Origin of the sequence: Nostoc commune NIES-4072 (genome assembly GCF_003113895.1) — a bacterium.
Lineage (GTDB): Bacteria > Cyanobacteriota > Cyanobacteriia > Cyanobacteriales > Nostocaceae > Nostoc > Nostoc commune.
This window is the reverse complement of record NZ_BDUD01000001.1, coordinates 566,941-586,296: the sequence shown is the minus strand read 5'-3', so window position 1 is coordinate 586,296 and position 19,356 is coordinate 566,941. Positions and strand designations below refer to the sequence as shown.

Below are 19,356 nucleotides of genomic sequence, written 5' to 3'. Positions count from 1 at the left end.
AGATTTTATTATACTTAATTATAAAAATAAAAATAATTTTATGAGTAAATATAGACAAATCAGAGTAAAAACAAATACTACTAAGTTAGTTATTTGGTTACAAGTAAGAATATGGCTTTTGATTTAGATGAAAATTTTCAACTAGACATAGCTAAAATGAATTTAACAAAAGTACATGCAGTAATATTTAGTTTACATAAACCAAAAATTCCTTTTGTAATTTGGTTACTAGAGAACCCTAATAGTCCATTAGCATTACCCGGAAAAATTAGTCTGCGCCATCATGATTATATTCACATACTTTTAGGTAGAGGTATTTCTCCTCAAGATGAAGCTTTTGTAATTGGATTTACAATGGGTAATGACTTAAAGACTAATCAACTACATTTATTGATTTATAAAATTTTTGCTAAATTTATATATCCATATCCATACAAATTCTCATCATTAGATTTAATAAATTTTAATTTGGGTTTTATATATGGCAGAAACATTAAAATCAAACAAATAAATGAGATTAACTTTGAAACTTATCAAGATGAACCTATAGGAAATTTGAGAAATATTTTCGGTATTAATCCTGATGAGATTCAACTTAGAGAGTATTAAATTTGATTAATACTCAATGACCATATATCTAAAAAATATTATCAGAATGCACCTTTACTTTTCTAATAAACTAAGATTCCTTCCCTCTCAAATAGTAACTATAACGTTACTGCTAACATTAATCTTGTTTATTCCTCAAATTTGCCTCAATTGGCAAGCATATTATAACTTTAATAGTATTACTAAGTATGAATTTAAGCTGCAAATGCTGAGTGATGAGATTACTTATCTTGATGAAGTATTAACGATGTCAGCACGCATGAATGCTGCTACAGGAAAATTTATTTGGGAAGAACGGTATCGCCAATTTGAACCTAAACTTGATCTTGCTATTAAAGAATCTATTAAATTGGCTCCTAAAGTATATGAAAATGAGGATGCTAAAAAAGTTGATGCTGCTAATCAACGCTTAGTAGAAATGGAATATCAATCTTTTGAATTGGTTAAAAAAGATAAAAAAGAGACAGCACAAATATTACTTTCTAGTCGTGAGTATGAAAGTCAAAAACAAATTTATGCTGATGGTGTTGCTAAAAGAAAGCGTAATATTTCACTTCAGTTACAGCAAAAAGTTGATGATTATTACAAAAGAATGTTTTGGGCAATTTTAGAATCTATTATAAGTTTAGCAATGCTGATTCCAGCGTGGCTTTTAGTATTGCACTTATTACAGCAATACTTAAAAGCTAAAAAAATTGCTCAAGCCGCCTTAGAAGAAACAAATTATAGGTTAGAAATGCAAGTTGCAGAGAGAACGGCAAAATTAAAACACAAAAATAATCAATTACAACAGACACTACAAGAATTGCAACACGCTCAAGTACAACTTATTCAAACTGAAAAAATGTCTTCTTTAGGTCAGCTAGTTGCTGGTGTTGCTCATGAAATTAATAATCCAGTTAATTTCATTTATGGTAACCTGACGCATGTTAGAGAATATAGTCAGGATTTACTAAGTTTAATTAACCTGTATCAGCAACAAAAATTTAATTATAGCCCAGAACTAAGTAGTTTAATTGATGAGATAGATTTAGAGTTTATTATTGATGATATGCCGAAAGTCTTATCTTCAATGGCAGTTGGTACTGACCGCATTCGTGAGATTGTGCTAACTTTGCGGAACTTCTCGCGTCTTGATGAAGCAGAAATGAAACCTGTTGATATTCATCAAGGAATTGATAGCACTCTATTAATTTTACAATACCGTCTCAAAGGAAAGCATAAACAGCAGGAAATTGCAATAATCAAAAAATATGGTGATTTGCCTCTTGTTGAATGTTATGCAGGAGGACTGAATCAGGTATTTATGAATATTTTAAGTAACGCTATTGATGCTTTATCTGAGTGGGAAGAAGAGTGCTTAAGTTTAAAAGGGGAGGCTAAAAAACACCTTAGCTCTATTATTATCCATACTCAAGTTAAGAATGAAAACTGTGTGCTTATTAGTATTAAAGATAATGGGCCAGGAATACCAGAGGAAGTTAAGACTAAATTATTTGATCCTTTCTTTACTACTAAACCTATAGGTAAAGGCACTGGCTTAGGATTATCTATTAGTTACCAGATTATAGTAGATAAGCATAAGGGAAAAATCAAGTGTATTTCTGCACCTGGTAAGGGTACAGAGTTTTTGATTGAGATTCCTATCAAGCAAACGTGGTAAGCAAATATATCGACTGTGCAGCATTCTTTTCTATCTGATCCTACTTCCTTGCTCTGATTCAAGCTTATTATTTGTGGTCATACCTTTGACATAATTTTGTAATGCCTTTGTCAATATGATCTGCAATAGTTTACTCATCAAACTGTTTAACGGAACTAGGCAGGTAATCCCTGCCTTTTTTATCTATGGACGATTCCCCCTTACCTGAGAATTACTAATAGAAAATCCTCTACGTGTAGGTTTAATACTAGCTAATTCCACCTGAAAACTTACCTTGTCGGTCATTTCGCCGCTTCTTGCTTCCAAAGTCCACTTACCAGGACGCAAATTCCAAAATAAAGAATTAGCTGAGTTTGTATCTAGTTTTTCCCCATTTAGCCACCATTCAATAGACGCAGATTTATTTCCCGCTAGTTTAAATTCGAGTTTTTGCTTCGCTTCTTCACCTGGATACAGTAAAAATAAATCGCCATGATGCGGAGATAAAATTCTCAAATTGGTAGAAACAAGACTCGATTGGTGTTGTTTTGCCAACCACTCATCATACTCTGGTGATAAATTGAATTGGTTGTTACCTTCGTAGGCAATTTTATCTTCTGGATAGAAATATTCTTGCACAACTGAGGTACAATCTGGTGTTGGTCGTAACCCCGTAATTGCACAAATAGGTAATTGCACTAAACCTTCTGGAGGCGGAAAACCTGCTGGTTCTTGATGTTCGTGCAGGTGTAACATAATTCGATTCCACAAAGGTGCAGCCCCGGTAACGCCTGAAACCTGACGCATCGGTTCGCCGTTGAAATTACCTACCCAAGTAGCGACGGTATAATCAGTGGTGAAGCCAACTGTCCAAGTATCCCGAAAATTGGAAGAAGTGCCAGTTTTAACAGCAACCGGAAAAGGTAAATTTAACACAGAGTCTACACCAAAGGCTGTTGCACGAGCATGGTTGTCACTAAGTATGTTGGTAATTAATTGCCATATTGTGTGGTTGGGGAGTGGCGAGTCGGTAGAGACGTGATTCATCGCGTCTGTAGAGAGTGGGGAATTGGAAAATGTGCTTATTAGCGGTGTAGCTTCTCCGAGTCGTGCCATAGTAAGGTAGGCACGGGCTAATTCCCAGAGACTGACTTCGCCACTACCGAGAGTTAACCCTAAACCGTAATGTTCTGGGGTTTGATTAAGGTGTTCAAAGCCCAGTTGATGCAATCGTTCTAAGAAAGTTTCTACGCCTACTTTTTCTAAAACCCTCACTGCGGGGACATTTAGGGAATTTGCTAAAGCGATTCGCACCCGTACAGGGCCAAGAAAGCTTTCAGTATAATCTGTGGGGCTATAAAGTTTCGCGCCGGGAATTGCATAATGGGCGGGTACATCTGCCAAAATGGTATTTGGGCGAATTAAACCTTTTTCTAAAGCTAATTCATACACAAAAGGCTTGAGGGTAGAACCTGGTTGACGTAGCGCCTGTACTCCATCATTGCGTCCTAGTTTGGCTTCATTAAAGTAATCAGGCGAACCAACATAAGCCAAAACTTCGCCAGTGTGGTTGTCAATTACTACCGCAGCTGCATCATGGACATTGTTGGCAGCGAGAGAAGAAATCACCTGTTGCACCTGTGCTTCGACAAACTGCTGTAAAGGGCGATTTATTGTGGTGCGAATAACGGATTTATCCCCCCAACCCCCCTTAAAAAAGGGGGCTTGATTCTCTGCTTTGTAAGGCTTGCTAGGGGGGATTTGATTGGCTAACCAAAATAAAAAGTGTGGTGCGGCGATAATTCCCCGTTGGCGAGATTGAAACACAACTTTTTCGGCGGATGTTCGGGCTGCAATCGCCTCACTAATATACTTTTCCTGTACCATCCGATTAAGAACGTATTTTTGTCGCTGCTTCAGCCGTTCCCAATGCTGGTAAGGGTTAAAGTATGTGGGATTATTGGGAATAGCAGCTAACAAACTAGCTTGGGCAAGATTCAATTCACTAGCTGGGATGGAAAAATAAGTCTGCGCGGCTGCTTCTACACCATATATATTCCCTCCCATTGGCAGGCGATTGATATATGCAGAGAGAATTTGATCTTTATTCATCCCTGCTGCTAACCGCCAAGATAGCCAAATCTCACTCAGTTTACCAGAGAAACTGCGCGGCACTGGATCTAACATCCGGGCTAACTGCATAGTAATAGTAGAAGCGCCGGAAACAATTCGTTTGGCGTGGATGGCTTCTTTGCTGGCGCGGATAATAGCTTTCATATCCAACGCCCCGTGATGGTAAAAGCTGCCATCTTCGGCGGCTAAAATAGCGTGGATAAATTGGGGCGAAACCTGATTTAGTGGTACTACTGATGTATGCTCTTGGTCACGGGTGAGTAATGTTCCTAATGGTAAACCATTGCGATCGCTAAATTGCATTGCCAACTGATTTTGGGCAATATCTGCGGCACGAATGGGCGCAAAATAAGGTAGCAAGCGTACCACTAGGCAGATTAGCAGCCCAGCCAGGATAATCTTACTACTGTGCTTAAGTTTGAGTAGCGATCGTAAAATTAGTTTCATCAGGGAATCCCTGCCCAAGAAAACTTACCTTAATTTTGACGTAGCGATTAAATCTAAATCAGGAAATATGTCAAATCCTTAACAATTAATTTGTCATAACTTAGCAGATATAAATTAATATTTGCAGAACTTAAATACTTCTTCATAGTTAAGATTTGTAGTGATTTTGCGGAACAATCATACGGTATTGGTTATCTATGTAAATAAACATAGTTAAATCCAATATTTGAGTAAAAAATAGTCATCAGCCTTCCCTTATTAGTCTTGGCATTGTCAACTCAATGAGGGAATGCAAACTTTTGTTGTCTATAATTTGTGAATTTTTATTTTTAATTACTAAAAATATGATTATCAGAGCTTTCCTCCGTTTCCACCAAAAAATTCTCTATTTCTTTCTTGGCGTTCTTGGCGTCCTTGGCGGTTCGTTAAAAAAAATTAGTCATTCTTCAAGCCAGAAGAGAAAAATACAGTATCTTCTTCTTTTTACATTTATGCTAGGAATGGCAGGGTGTAATTTTTTTGGTATCAACTCAGGTAAAGAACAACTCCCAACAGTATCCGCACTCACGCCGCCTAAACTACCAGACTGGATTGAACAAATTAGTCCCATTGGAGATGCAAAATCTCTTAACCAAATCCGCATCCGTTTTAAAGAAGCTTTAATCCCAGTTGAAAACCTAGACAGTCCAGAACAACAGAAAATATTAGAAAAATTTGCCCTTTGGCCGCCTTTACCTGGCCAGTTTCGCTTTTTAACACCGCGCATGGTGGGTTTTCAAGCCGAGAAAGCATTGCCAATAGCAACAAGATTTCAAGTTACCCTCAAAACAGGTTTAGCCGATTTAAAAAATCATCGCTTAGATAAAGATTTACCTTGGACTTTTAATACTGAATCTATAAATCTGACTAATTTACCAGGTGTTAATCCCATTGAGAAAGCTGATATCGAACCAATTGATTTACAACAAAAGTTACAGTTTACTTCAAATGTCGAATTGGATTTAGGTTCTGTACAAGAACATTTACAGTTAATTCCTGAAGGAAAAAACAAGGGTGTAGGCTTTAAAGTCGAATTAAACAAAGAAGAAAAACCATTAAAAGATGAAGAACCTTTAGAAAAATTTGACCCTTCGGTACGCAATTGGATTTATAACCTCATTCCCCAGCAAAATCTCGAAAAAGCAACTCGTTATCGCCTGGTATTTTCTCCCGGAATCCGCCCTACTTATGGTAATCTACCTACAGAGAAAGAATTTGTAAGTAAGCTAGCAACTTATTCGCCTTTAGCATTTCAAAAAATTAACTTTTACGGACAGCCAGATGCAGGTGGAACTTTTGGAAGATTTATTAAAGGCAGTCCACAGCTAGAATTTAATAACGTCTTATTGCCAGATTCAGCTAAAGAAAATATTACTATTAATCCAGCACCAAAAGAAATTTCGAGAATTATCCAGATAAACGAAGAAGATAAAGTTGTCGGCATTAATCCTTACGCGCTAGAACCTGCCAAGACTTATACAATTACTATCGGCGAAAACCTTAAAGATAAGTTTGGGCAGACTTTGGGTAAACCTGTCACACTAAAATATGATACTGGAGATTTAGCTGGGGATATTTGGGTACCATCAGATTTGAATATTTTCCCCACAGGTAAGGATTTACAGCTAAATATTAGTACGGAAAATTTGCCAGAATCTAAGTACAAAGCAGCTTATAAAGTAGTTGAACCGACAGATTTAGTTTATTTTAATAATGGTAGTGATTTATTACCAGAACCTTCTAATTGGCAAAGCTTTAAGGTATCGGGTAAGAAAAATCAATCAGTTGACATTGCTGTTCTTCTGCGGGAAAAAATAAGTGCAGCTACGGGAATGTTAGCTTATGGAGTCCAAGCCCGCACTAATAAATATCAGGAGAATGGTAAGGAACTCTGGCGAGAACCTACAACTTATGGCATGGTTGAATTGACGAATTTGGGCGTATTTACTCAGTGGTTTCCTGAGTCGGGCTTAATTCGCGTCAATCATCTTACAGATGGTTCGCCAGTTCAAGCGGCTGCTGTTGAAATTTATCAATTAAAATTACAAGCTAAATCTCGCCCCGAACCTGTACCTTGTGCAACGGGTAAAACTGATGAAAATGGAACTTTTACAATTCTTCGTGAAGGATTACAGCAATGTTATTCGGGAAATGAAAGTTCTAGTAAATCACCACAATTATTAGTAATTGCCCGTGAAAATCAAGATTGGGCATTTGCCAGAGTTGAAGAATATAGCGGCGTTTATGGATATGGTATTGATGCAGGCTGGCAAGTTGGAAAACCTGAATCACGCGGGGTAATTTTTTCGGATAGACAGTTGTATCAACCAGGCGAAAAAGCTTGCTTAACTGGTTTTGCTGACTTTTTGCAAAATGGTGCAATCCAACAAGATAAAAATGCTGTTTACCAATTAACTTTGGTTAATCCTGATGGGCAAAAGACTAATTTAGGTACGCAAACTACAAATGAATTTGGTACATTTTCTCTAGAACTGCCAATTAAAACTACTCAGCGCTTAGGCTATTATACAATCCAAGCTAAAGGTAAGAATGGACAAGAAATTTCTGGAGAATTTCGGGTAGCTGAGTTTAAGCCGCCCAATTTTAAAGTCGAACTCAACTTAGATAAAGAATTTGCTCTCATTGACGAGAAAGTTAATATTAATGCTACAAGTAATTATTTATTTGGTGCGCCTGTAGAAGGTGGCGAAGCAAAATACTTTATTACTCGCCAACAGGCTAATTTTGTCCCTAAAGGTTGGGATGAATTTACTTTTGGTAGGCAATGGTTATGGCCAGAGGAAACCCCTACTATATCTAGTGATGTCTTACAAACTAATGTCCAATTAGATGCTAATGGTAAAAGTAGTCAAGCTGTTAATGTGGCTAATGATTTACCATATCCGATGACTTACCAGGTGGATGTGCAAGTTGCAGATGTTTCTAATCTATCTGTAGCGAATTCTAAAACTTTTACAGCCCTACCGAGTAATCGCCTTATCGGGTTAAAAAGTAATTTCATCGCTGATGCTGGTAAGGCTTTCCCTATTGAAGTGATTGTTACTGACCCTACAGGAAAACTGATAACAGGTCAACGAGTGCGGCTGGAATTACAACAGATTAAATACAGCAGCGTTACGCAGTTGGTAGAAGGTAGCCGAACTCCAAAAAATCAAGTTGAATATAAAACAGTCGGACAAGCAGAAATTACATCTGCTAGCAATCCGCAATCGGTAAATTTGACAGCACCCGAATCTGGTTCATACCGAATTAGAGTTAATTTTAGTGATGCCAAAGACGAATTAAGCGCCACAGATTTACAAATTTGGGCAACTGGGGAAAATCCAGTATTTTGGGGTTCTAAAGAAAAAGATGTCTTAGAAATTCAGCTAGATAAAAAAGAGTTTAAACCTGGTGAAACCGCTACTGTACTAATTCAATCTCCCTATCCAGATGCAGAATTGTACTTTGCTGTGATTAAAGACAAACCCCTTTATCAGCAAATTACCAAAACTCAGGGAAGCGCACCACAAATTCAGTTTAAAGTCACGCCAGAAATGCTGCCAAATGCAGCCATTGAAGCTATCTTAGTCAGACAAGGTAAACCCATCAACCAAGTGGAACCGGGAAGTTTAGATAACTTGGTGAAGATTGGTTTTACACCTTTTAAAGTTAACTTAGAAGATAAGTATTTAAAACTGCAAGTTAAGCCACTTCAAGCATCATTAGAACCTGGTGCGGAGGAAACGGTACAACTAGAACTGAAGGATAATCAAGGCAATCCCACCAAAGGACAGTTTACAGTCATGGTGGTAAATGAGGCAGTGTTACAACTTTCTGGTTATCGTCCGCCAAATTTGGTAGATACAGTTTATGCAGAACAGCCAATATCTACGCGCTTTAGCGATAATCGTCCAGATGTCATATTACAACCACAAGATGTAGCTAAACCCAAAGGTTGGGGTTATGGCGGTGGTTTCTCAACTGGTGCAGCCAATACTCGTACCCGTACCGATTTTCAAGCCTTAGCTTACTACAACGGTTCTGTTCTGACCGATGCTAATGGTAATGCACAGATAACCTTTAAACTCCCGGATGACTTAACTACATGGCGGGTGATGGCTGTCGCCACTGATGGAAATCTGCGTTTCGGGAATGGAGACGCGACGTTTATCAGCACAAAGCCACTGCTAACTAATGCCATCTTGCCACAGTTTGCCCGTCCAGGCGATCGCATCCTTGCTGGTTTATCTGTAACTAACAACACTGGGAATACAGGAAATCTCTCAATTAATGGCGAACTTAGCGGTACTGTGAAGTTTGCTGACAAAAACCCCACAGCTACTGCTTTGCAAACCAAAGCTGAATCCGCAACTCACGCTTATCGCTTTCCAATGGTAGCGGATAGTGTGGGAGTTGGGAAAGTTCGCTTTACTACTCAACTAAATGGTACAGCCGCAGATGCTTTTGAAGTTCCTTTAGAAATTAAGCCAATTGAAATTACGGAACAAGTCGTTGAAACTGGTGCTACTGAAAAACAAGTAAAAATTCCCCTGAATGTTGATAAAAATATCTTCCCTGATGCGGGAGGTTTAGATATTCAGTTGGCGAGTACCTTAATTCCAGAGATTCAAGCACCAGCAAAGCAGGTTTTAGAAGATGATGATTTACCGTTTACAGAACCTGCTGCAAGTCAGTTAATGATTGCGGCTAATCTGCAAAATCTTACACAAAAATATGGTCAGACATTTTTAGAATTTAATCCTAGCCAACAGGCAAAACAAGCTATTGAACAATTGCAAAAACTCCAAATAGCAGATGGTGGTTTTACTGCTTTCCCCAAACAAGAAAAATCTGACCCTTGGGTTTCTTCATACTCAGGTGAATCTTTGGCTAAAGCTAGTCAGGTGTTTCCTAATTTAGTCGATTCTGCAATGCTGTCTCGCCTGAAAACTTATCTGCAAAAAGTTCTAGCGAACCCTGGAGAATATGACTTTTGTAAACAGCAATTATGTAAAAGGCAACTGCAACTTAATGCTTTAATTGCTTTATCAGAATTGGGAGAAAAACGCAATACCTTCCTTGCAGACATTTATGAACAGCGCAATAATTTTGATTTAGTAACTCAAATCAAACTGGCGCGATATTTATCTCAATTCCCAGAATGGCAAGATGAATCTCAACAATTAGTAAACAAGCTGCAACAGAGTATATATGAAACGGGTCGCACAGCAGTTGTGAGTTTACCCAGCAGTTGGGGATGGATGAGTTCATCTACGACGACGCAAGCCCAAGCTTTACGTTTATTTATTGCCAAACAAAGTAAACCCGAAGTTATAGATAAGTTATTCCAAAGTCTTCTAGCACTGCGGCGCGATGGCACATGGCAAACTAACTATAATAATGCCCAAGCTTTAACAGCTTTGGTAGAATATAGCCAACTGCAACCTACACCACCTAATTTTGTTGCCACAGTACAATTAGCTGGTAATAAGTTAGGAGAAAATCGCTTTGAAGGTTACAAAAATCCTAGCTTACAACTAATTGTGCCGATGAATCTATTACCTCGTGGGCGTAATGATTTAACGCTGCAAAAATCAGGTAATGGCACTTTACACTATCTGGTTGCTTATAATTATCGCTTGCAAGGAAATCAACCAGGCAGATTTAATGGTTTACGCATCACACGAGAAATTGGTCAAGTAAATAAAGAGAAAGTTTTACAAAAAACAGGTCTTTACGCTTTCGATAAACCCTTGACTTTAGCCTCTGGACAGGTGTTTGATATTGGTTTAGAAATCATTGCCGATCGCCCCGTGGATCATATAGTAATTAAAGATCCGCTACCATCAGGTTTTGAGGCGGTGGATGCAAGTTTTCAAACTACCACAGCTGCATTACAAGCAAAAGCCGATAGCTGGGAACTTGGGTTTAGGGATGTGTACCGCGATCGCATTATCGCCTACACCGACCACCTGGAACCAGGAGTTTATAGTCTGCATTACTTAGTCCGTTCTGTTACTCCTGGTACATTTTCTTGGCCTGGTGCAGAAGTTCGTTTGCAATATGCACCAGAAGAATTTGGGCGTACTGCTGAGTCTACATTAATACTGGAGGATGGGAAATAATTATTTATGCCATCTTTGGCTACAACAAATCTAAAAATCTTTCCAAGTCTATACGGGCCTGCTTTAAAATCTTAGCTAGGGTAGAACGCTTAACTGGGCGATGGGCTGGAACAGTCAATTTCAAGACTTCATCCGGTATGCTTTTTTCCAATCTAATGTGACTACCTCGCTGGCGTACAACTATCCATCCATCCCGTTCTAAAGCAGCGATAATCTGAGTGTAGGGTAAATTAGGAACTTTGCTCACAATACCAATTCCCTGACAATTACGCCTTCTTGAGTAATCAATTCATCTTCTAATGGTTCAAGGTAAAGTTCTATTGCTTCTTGGATATTCTCTAATGCTTCTTCCACAGTTTCTCCTTCACTGATACAGCCAGGAAGTGAGGGAACATGGACGGTGTATCCACCTTCATCACTGGGTTCTAGTACAACTTTGAGTTTCATAACTTGACAATGAACCTACTTTTCTATTTTTAATGATTTTTGGCGATCGCGCAAAGGCACTGGATTTGATTATTGGTTAGGTAGTGAAGATGAAGCTGGTGAACTTCCGTTTCAAAATAAAGTAAGGCTGGAAGTTTCAGGTCTACGTAAAGCAGATGATAGCAGGGTTAGAGCTAGAGTCAAACAAAAAATCGAGCAAACTAATCCTTCTGATGGCGAATTTCCAGCCTACATTATTATTGTTGAATTTAGCAGACCCCTATCTTTTATTGTGGAAAAATGAGTCAGATTCTGGAGTTGCATAAACAGGCGATGGATTTGGCCGAAGCAGCTTTTACTGCTAAACTCAGAGGAGACTTAAAGCAATCTAGTCAAGTTTCTCGACAAGCTTTTGAAAAAGAATCTCAAGCTGCTGCACTGATTGCAAATCAACTTGATGCCGAGCCGACTCGTTCAGTATTACATCGCAGTGCTGCAAGCCTTGCAATAGACTGTGGTGAATTTCGAGCAGCAGAACGTTTGATTGCGATGCCTGCGGCGGGCTACGCCTACGCCTTATCAGGAAATCCACCCCAAGAAATTGCCCAGGAACTAAAAGATTTATTCATTAAAATAAATTTACGCCCATATTTAGAACGTCACGGGGTTAGTTTTGATGAAGAAAAGTTTAGGAATCTAATAGTAGATAAACAGGGTGCTTAAAACACAGGCGATCGCGCTTTTGCAAGGGTGATTATAAATAGCGATCGCATTATCGCGTTTCCTAACCAACTTCAGGATTTTTCTCGTGGTTCCTCACCAATGAACAATCCTTTTTTACTACGTTTCAACTGTTGCCAAAGTGCTTTAATCTGTTTGTAAGCATCTTCTGGATCAAGCTTTCCAGATGTTTCTAAACCGGTAATGTAGCCAACTTTTTGAGCAAATTCTTGAAGGTTGGCATTAAATACTAAATTCTCTGGCTTAACTTGACCGTAATAGCGACTACGAGGGTAAAGAAATTTATTTTTGTCGTCAAGATTATGCTCGTCCATTACTTCACCCCTAATAAGTGACTTTTTGTCAACGATAATCACAACAGAAATCGCTTCAATAAATAAATAAATTGCCGCGATTTTTGCAAACCATGAGCTAGTCTAAAAGGCAACACAAAAAGATTTTACAGCAATTAGCTGCTTATTAACTGTAGGAGAAGTAAGATTTTTCAATTATGAACATTGAGTGTGACCAATACCAGCTTCTGGTAATAGTGTTGTAATCATAAGTAATAGAAATTTAAATTTTAAATCAAGTTCCCTTAGCTTATGATTCATCTTGTTATTTGACAACTACCCATTGCGTCACACCCGCCATTCCTCGCCAGCCCAAAAATTTACCAATAGGTTCCGCCCGTTGAATGGCAATACGAGTTAAATCACCACCGATTCGTTGATGCCATTGAAATAAAGTTTGCTCACCCTCTACCGTCACCACATTTGCCACCAAACGTCCACCTGGCCGCAGTGCTTCCCAACAAACATCAAAAAGTCCTCTTGCTGTCACCCCACCACCAATAAAAATCGCATCTGGTGTAGGCAAGTCTTTCAGGGCATGAGGCGCTTTACCTTCAATGATTTGCAGATTTGGAGTACCAAGAGTAGCGGCATTATCAGCAATATATATTAGTCTAGAAGAATTTTGTTCGATCGCGATCGCTCGACATCGAGCATTACTCCGCATCCATTCAATAGAAATTGAGGCGCAACCCGCCCCAACATCCCACAATAATTCTCCCGGTGTCGGTGCTAAAGCTGCTAGGGTAATTGCCCTAACTTCACGCTTCGTTAATTGTCCATCGTGGTAATAGGCGTTATCTGGTAATCCTGGTAATCTTGGTAAAGGGATAACCCCAGCATCAGCAATACAATCAACTGCGATCGCATTCAAAGCAGCAATTTCAGTTTCACTCCAGGATGCAGCCGTACCTTCCACAATTCTTTCATGAGCGCCGCCCATCCGCTCCAGTACGGTAATTTTACTGCCACCATAGCCGCGATTTGTCAAAATCTGGGCAACAATGGCGGGTGTGTCCTTCCCCTCACTCAAAATCAACAGTCGCGCTTCTGGGTAAATATAAGACTGGAGTAGAGAGGATGGACGACCATTCAAACTCAAGGTTTCCACCTCAGTTAAAGACCACCCAACCCTGGCACAGGCGAGGCTGAAGGCTGAAGGTGCGGGGATAATCGTCATTTCAGAGACGGGAATTCGCCGCATCAAGGTAACTCCAATGCCATAACACATCGGGTCGCCACTTGCAAGTACGCAAATTGACTCACCTCGACGCGTAATGATTTCGTCAACTGAAGTACTAATGGGAGATGTCCAAACTAGTTTCTTACGTTGGTCATCTGTAGGGAGCATAGCTAAATGGCGATCGCCTCCTACAATTACTTTAGCTTGATCGAGTAAAGAACGAGCGATCGCGCTTAACCCCTGTAACCCATCTTCCCCAATGCCGACGATAGAAAGCCATTTCTGTGTCATGCTAATTCATGATTAATTATTACTTCATAACTAAGAGACGTAATTTTTACTACACGAATGCAGACTCTTATGAGCTTCTGGATGAGTAGTAAAATAGTCTTGAAGCCATTGACATCCCTGTGCAAGTAAATTATCTAACCGCAAACTCCACAAAATCACCTTGCCATCTTTACTAGCAGAAGCAATGATTTTTCCATCGGGGCTGAAACTGACGCTTGTCACTAAATCATTATGTCCAGTCAAGGTAGTAATAGGAGTTCCATCCTTTTTCCAAAGTTTTACAGTTTTATCTGTACTTCCAGAAGCAATGATTTCTCCATCATGGCTGAAACTGACGCTTGTTACTGAACCGCTATGTCCGATTAGGGTAGTGATAGGAGTTCCATTACTTTTCCAAAGTTTTATAGTTTGATCTGTACTTCCTGAAGCAATGATTTGGCTATCAGGACTAAAAATAATACTATTAATATCCTTTCTATGTTCAGTCAAGGTAGTAATTAAAGTTCCGTCTAAGTGCCAAAGTTTAATAGTTCCATCATCACCACCAGAAGCGAGAATCTTGCTATCAGGGCTGAAACTAACACTTGTTACCCAATTTTTATGCCCAGCCAAGGTTTTAATTAAAGTCCCGTCCCACTTCCAGAGTTTAATAGATCCTTGGTCAGTACCAAAAGCTATAATTCTTTGATTAGGACTGAAACTAACACTTGTTACCCCAACTTTATGCCCAGTTAGAGTATGAATTAAGGTTTCATTAATTTTCCAAAGTTTAGCAGTTCCTTGAGCAGTACCAACAGCAATAGTTCTAGCATCGGGGCTAATGCTAATACTATTTATCCAATCTTGATGTCCTCTGAGGTTAGCAATTACAGTTCCATTTTGTTGCCATAATTTCACAATTCCGTCTTTACCACCAGAAGCAATGATTTTGGCATCGGGGCTGAAATTTAAGCTGGTTATCTCGTGTTTATGCCCAGTTAATGTAGTCATTATATCTGGGTTCAGCTTCCATAGTTTCACAATTCCGTCGTCACTACCAGAAGCAATGATTTGACTATCTTGGCTCCAACTCACGCTAGCTAATTAATCGCTATGTCCAATGAAGGTATTAATTAAGGTACCATTTAGTTGCCAAATCTTTACAGTTTGGTCACTACTGCCAGAAGCAATTATTTTACCGTCATGACTGAAACTGACAGTATTTATTCTAGCTGTATGCCCCTGGATAATTCCACTTGAAGTACCATCGGCTTTCCAAAGTTTGATAGTTTTGTCATCACTACCAGAAGCAATATTTTCTCCATCAGGACTAAAGCTAATACTTGTCACCCAACCTTTATGTCCACCAATAGTTTTGATGAAAGTTCCATTGCTTTTCCATAGTTCAATATTTCCTTCTTCATTCCCAACGGCAATAATTTTACCATTAGGGCTGATTGTAGCGCTAGTGATTGCATTACTTTTAAGAGGAATAGTTTGAATCAGAGTCCCATCTGATTGCCAAAGTTTTACAGTGCCATCTTTGCTAGCAGAGACAATAGTATTATCAAAACTAAAGATGGCACTAATTACCCAACTTTGATGTCCCAAAAGTGTTTTAATTAGAGTACCATTTCGCTGCCAAAGCTTAATAGTTCCATCTTGGCTAGCAGAAGCAATAATTTTTCCATTGGGGCTAAAATTAAGACTTCTGATTTTATCTTTATGCCCTAAGATGGTAGCGATCGCAGTTCCGTTCTGATGCCATAATTTAATAGTACCATCATCACTACCAGAAGCAATAATTTTATCATCGGGGCTGAAAGCTAAATTATTAAGTGTTATTTGTCCAGTATCAAATTGATTATATTCATGAATATTGACAAGGATATTTAGTAAAGTAGACAAGGGAGTGATTGTTTGATATTCTCCCAAAGAAGACTGATTTTTAACCAGATGTTTTAAGTCTTCTCCAGCCTTCATAGCTAAAAGTAAACCTTCAAGTTGTTTAGATTGAAATTGTTGTGCAGCATTATACCCAACTTGTGTAAGCTTGGTAGCTTCCTTAGCTGTTTGCAGTTGATTTTGTCCGACAATCACACTTAGTAGTATGAGGATAGCTGCGATACTTCCACCAATCCAAACTATGTATTTTGCTTTTTTATTTGCATCAGCTAACTTTTGTTTAACGGTTAGATTAGCTTTAGTTAATTTTTGACTAGCTGATGCTAATTTCTGATTTACCTCAATTTGTAATTCTGTAGCAACTTTTTGACTTTCTTGCAAAAATTCATAATCTAAATTACTTAAACTTTTGCCAACTGCCCATAATAATGCCTCATCTAAGGCTTTACCTCGTAATAGCCAAGATGGATCTTGCTGGAAATTTAACCAGTTATTAATTGCCTCACTATAAGGGCGGAGTTTATCTAATTCTTGCCTGAGCCATTGTTGATTAAAGACTGCTTTATAGATAAAATTATATACTTTTAAATAACCGTCTTGTTTAACTACTAAACCTGATAATCTTAATTCTGTCTGCTCTTGACTGCCATCTATAATAACTCCTTGACTTGAGTGCAATACTTGCTGATATAATCCTAGTAATCTGCCAGCTTTTTGTTCATTTCGTAGAATGCGATCGCGGATTGTTCTTAAATGCTCTGGTTCATCTTGTGCTTCCCAATTCTGGATGATATAATTCTCAACCAATTCATTAACATTACTATAGCTATCTTCTGTTTGCTGCACAATTAAACTGCATAACTTCTGGGTAAGAAATGGTTGTCCCGCCGTCCAATTTAACACATCTTGTAACACCGCTTCCGGCTGCTCTACCTTGTGCGCTAATCCCGGAATTAAGGCATCTTTTGCTTCTGCAAAGCTAAACCCAGTTAGTTCTATGGAACTACCAATATTAAAAGGTGTGCGTTCTCTTTCTTGAATCAAATCTCCTGGTGTCGCTACTCCAAGCAAACAAAAAGTTAGACGCTCATATTTGGGAGATTCAGCCCGGAGATTATAACAAGCGCGAATTAAAGCAAAAAAATCATCTTTGAATTTACTTTTGATTAAGCTATCGATTTCATCAATAAAAATGATAACTTGAGAGCTAAATTTCTCTAGCAGCAATGACTCTAAAAGTAAGTTTAATCTCTGTACCTCCGTCGAAGAGTTATGCTGTAGCCACCAGGCATTAAAGTCTATATCATCTATTTCAAAACTAGATAATAACTGATTCGCAAATCCTTTATACCATTTTTCTGCACTGGCGTGACTACCAATAATCGTTAAATCAATAGAAGCACATTTTATTCCTGCTGTTCTAAGTTTTTTGATTGTTTGAACTCGCAAACTAGATTTACCCATTTGACGCGAGTTAAATACAAAACAATATTCCCTAGCTTTCAGCAATTCAAATATTTGTATATCTGCTTTTCTGACGACATAGGTGCGATGATTAGCATTTAAACTCCCACCGACTTTATAATAGTTACTAAGTCCCATTTTTTCCTCTGCGCCTTGGCTTCTTAGTGGTTCGTTTAGATTTAACTACAAGCGATAGCCAAAATATTCATGATACAATCTACAGCGTGACATCACAAAATTATTGCTAAATTTAATCACTCCCATACTATCTAATTGATAAAATTGCCGATTTTTACGCTCTACTTTAATCCCTTGAGTATTACTCACTATCTCTTGAAATACTCTTCCTAACTCTTGATTTTCTTGGAGAGTCTCCAAATGTCGGCGTAAGTGTTCAGTATAAATCCCTGTATCTGTAGTAGCCTCTTCAAGCAATTCCCCAATACTTGCATCCTGAGATCCCAAATAATAAAGTGCTAACCGCACCAAATAAGGATCTCCCCCCACTAGAGACATAATTGGAAGAATATTTTTACTATCTAATCCATGTCGGATAGCTAAACTCTTCACCTGTTCTTCAGTAAATTCTTCTAATTTAATTGGTAATCCAACATTAAAAGGAGATTGATTAATATCTAAACGTCCATAGTCTTCTGTAGAATGTGCTACTACTAGTCGCAATTTTTCCCATGTTTCTGACTCATTAGCATTTTCATTCCAATTACGCAACATTGGAAAAAAGTTTTCATAAATCTCTGGGTATTCAAATAATTTGTCTATTTCATCTAAAGCTAAAACTAAAACCCCATCTAATTGTTTTAGCAATCTGTGAAATGTTAAAGTGCAGTTCACCATACTGGGAGTGTCTTTATCCCATACACATAGTGGAGGTGCTGAAGGTAGTTGATTAATGACATAAGCATAAAAACTGCGGAGAAAATCATTAGCATTAGTAAATTTATTTTTTTCTATTAAGCTAAAATTCAAATAAACCGTATTCTAACTACTTTTCTTAGCTTCAGCTATAATTCTCTTCAGCAGCGAAGTTTTACCCATTTGTTTAGGTGCTTTAATCCGAATTAGTGCGCCTGGTTCTTTCATAGCAATATAACAACGAGATTCGATGGGAGAACGTTCTTGATAAAAAGCAGAATTTAGTGGTTCCGGCCCTTCTGGAAAGCGGATATTCTGAATGATATGCCCACATTTTTCTAAAGCTTTAACACTAACTAACTCTGGCTTATATTTAGCAAACATCTCAATCAGATTACACCGATAATCTGGTTCAGTCTCAGGGGGAAAACCAAATTTAGTAGATATATTTCTGAGTTGATGGCTAGCTGTAGAACGATGGGTAGCGCCAAGTTCTTTGGCTATCTGTTCATCTGTTTGTCCAGCTAAAAATAAAGGCAATACTTTCTTTTGTTTAGGAGTCAATTCATCCTGATATATTTTTTCAAAATTTTCTTGATTTATCAGCATTTTTCTAGTTCTAATTCACCTATTTTTAAGTAAAGGACTTACGCAAAATATCTCTCAAACTCTGATTTCTCCGTGTCGCGCCAGTTGCTACCCTGCGGGAACGCTAAGAGCGAACAAGTCGGGGAACCGCAAGGGCGCACTGGCTTCTCTGCGCCTCTGCGGTTCGTTATTCCGTAACTCTTGCGTAAGTCACGCGATGTGCAACTTAATATTTTGACCTCTCTCCAAACCTCTCTCCTAAAAGGAGAGAGGCTTTGAATTTTCCCCCTTCGCTCATAGGGAAGCAGGGTGGTTTCATACAAGCAAAGAAAAACTAAAACTGGGTTTCAAAGCCTCTCCCCCCGTGGGGGAGAGGAATGGAAGTGAGGGAAAAAGCTATGCCACAAAACAAGAAATCAAGACTTATGTATTTTTCTTTTTTCGGATGAAACCACCCTGCCCACAACATAAAAATAAGGGTTTGAGTGAACGTTAAGCAGTGTCCTCCCTACAAAAATTGCTGATTATCTTGGTAGATTTGCAAAATTGGGATGCTCCCTTGAATTCGAGTAGTCG

General features: G+C 38.5%; 9 protein-coding genes and 3 pseudogenes. 4 read left to right on the top strand and 8 right to left on the bottom strand.

Translation table 11 applies throughout. The features are described from left to right. Positions 1 to 111 precede the first annotated feature (111 nt). Together CDC33_RS02555 and CDC33_RS02550 are read left to right on the top strand one after the other, a co-directional pair. Positions 112 to 609, top strand: a complete 498-nt coding sequence (locus tag CDC33_RS02555) for a hypothetical protein (RefSeq protein ID WP_109007165.1) — start codon at positions 112 to 114, stop codon at positions 607 to 609. 46 nt (positions 610 to 655) lie between these two features. Continuing rightward, positions 656 to 2,272 carry a sensor histidine kinase gene (locus CDC33_RS02550; RefSeq protein WP_109007164.1) on the top strand — a complete coding sequence of 539 codons (1,617 nt, stop codon included), beginning with the start codon at positions 656 to 658 and terminating at the stop codon, positions 2,270 to 2,272. 183 nt (positions 2,273 to 2,455) lie between these two features. Here the strand turns inward: CDC33_RS02550 and pbpC are convergent, their stop codons facing one another. Beyond that, complete coding sequence (gene pbpC / locus CDC33_RS02545; protein WP_109007163.1) at positions 2,456 to 4,831, bottom strand: penicillin-binding protein 1C; 2,376 nt, start codon at positions 4,829 to 4,831, stop codon at positions 2,456 to 2,458. Between the two features lie 491 nt (positions 4,832 to 5,322). Here pbpC and CDC33_RS02540 point away from each other — a divergent pair, with 491 nt between their 5' ends. Further along, positions 5,323 to 10,998: an alpha-2-macroglobulin family protein gene (locus CDC33_RS02540; RefSeq protein WP_181373870.1), complete on the top strand. Its 5,676-nt coding sequence runs from the start codon at positions 5,323 to 5,325 to the stop codon at positions 10,996 to 10,998. A 19-nt stretch (positions 10,999 to 11,017) separates the two neighbouring features. Here CDC33_RS02540 and CDC33_RS02535 read toward each other — a convergent pair whose 3' ends face one another. After that, complete coding sequence (locus CDC33_RS02535) at positions 11,018 to 11,245, bottom strand: type II toxin-antitoxin system HicA family toxin (protein ID WP_109007162.1); 228 nt, start codon at positions 11,243 to 11,245, stop codon at positions 11,018 to 11,020. Further along, positions 11,242 to 11,445 (bottom strand): type II toxin-antitoxin system HicB family antitoxin, encoded by a 204-nt coding sequence (locus CDC33_RS02530; protein ID WP_109007161.1) that lies wholly within the window; start codon positions 11,443 to 11,445, stop codon positions 11,242 to 11,244. The genes CDC33_RS02535 and CDC33_RS02530 overlap by 4 nt, the downstream gene beginning before the upstream one ends. A 279-nt stretch (positions 11,446 to 11,724) precedes the next feature. On the opposite strand from CDC33_RS02530, the gene CDC33_RS02520 reads away from it, so the two are divergent. Next, on the top strand, positions 11,725 to 12,147 hold the full coding sequence (locus CDC33_RS02520) for a hypothetical protein (RefSeq protein WP_109007160.1): 423 nt from the start codon (positions 11,725 to 11,727) through the stop codon (positions 12,145 to 12,147). A gap of 71 nt (positions 12,148 to 12,218) precedes the next feature. Here the strand turns inward: CDC33_RS02520 and CDC33_RS02515 are convergent, their stop codons facing one another. From CDC33_RS02515 to CDC33_RS40135, 5 genes and pseudogenes are all read right to left on the bottom strand, one after another. Beyond that, a complete protein-coding gene (locus tag CDC33_RS02515) occupies positions 12,219 to 12,479 on the bottom strand; it encodes a DUF7219 family protein (protein WP_109007159.1) in 261 nt (86 codons plus the stop codon). Positions 12,480 to 12,762: 283 nt separating this feature from the next. Next, a complete protein-coding gene (cbiE, locus tag CDC33_RS02510; RefSeq protein WP_109007158.1) occupies positions 12,763 to 13,971 on the bottom strand; it encodes a precorrin-6y C5,15-methyltransferase (decarboxylating) subunit CbiE in 1,209 nt (402 codons plus the stop codon). 30 nt (positions 13,972 to 14,001) lie between these two features. Continuing rightward, positions 14,002 to 15,933, bottom strand: a pseudogene (locus CDC33_RS41560) (WD40 repeat domain-containing protein). Between the two features lie 483 nt (positions 15,934 to 16,416). After that, positions 16,417 to 17,457 (bottom strand): annotated as a pseudogene (locus CDC33_RS41555) (AAA-like domain-containing protein); the annotation flags it as partial. Between the two features lie 45 nt (positions 17,458 to 17,502). Next, positions 17,503 to 18,576, bottom strand: a pseudogene (locus CDC33_RS40135) (AAA-like domain-containing protein). Positions 18,577 to 19,356: the final 780 nt, after the last annotated feature.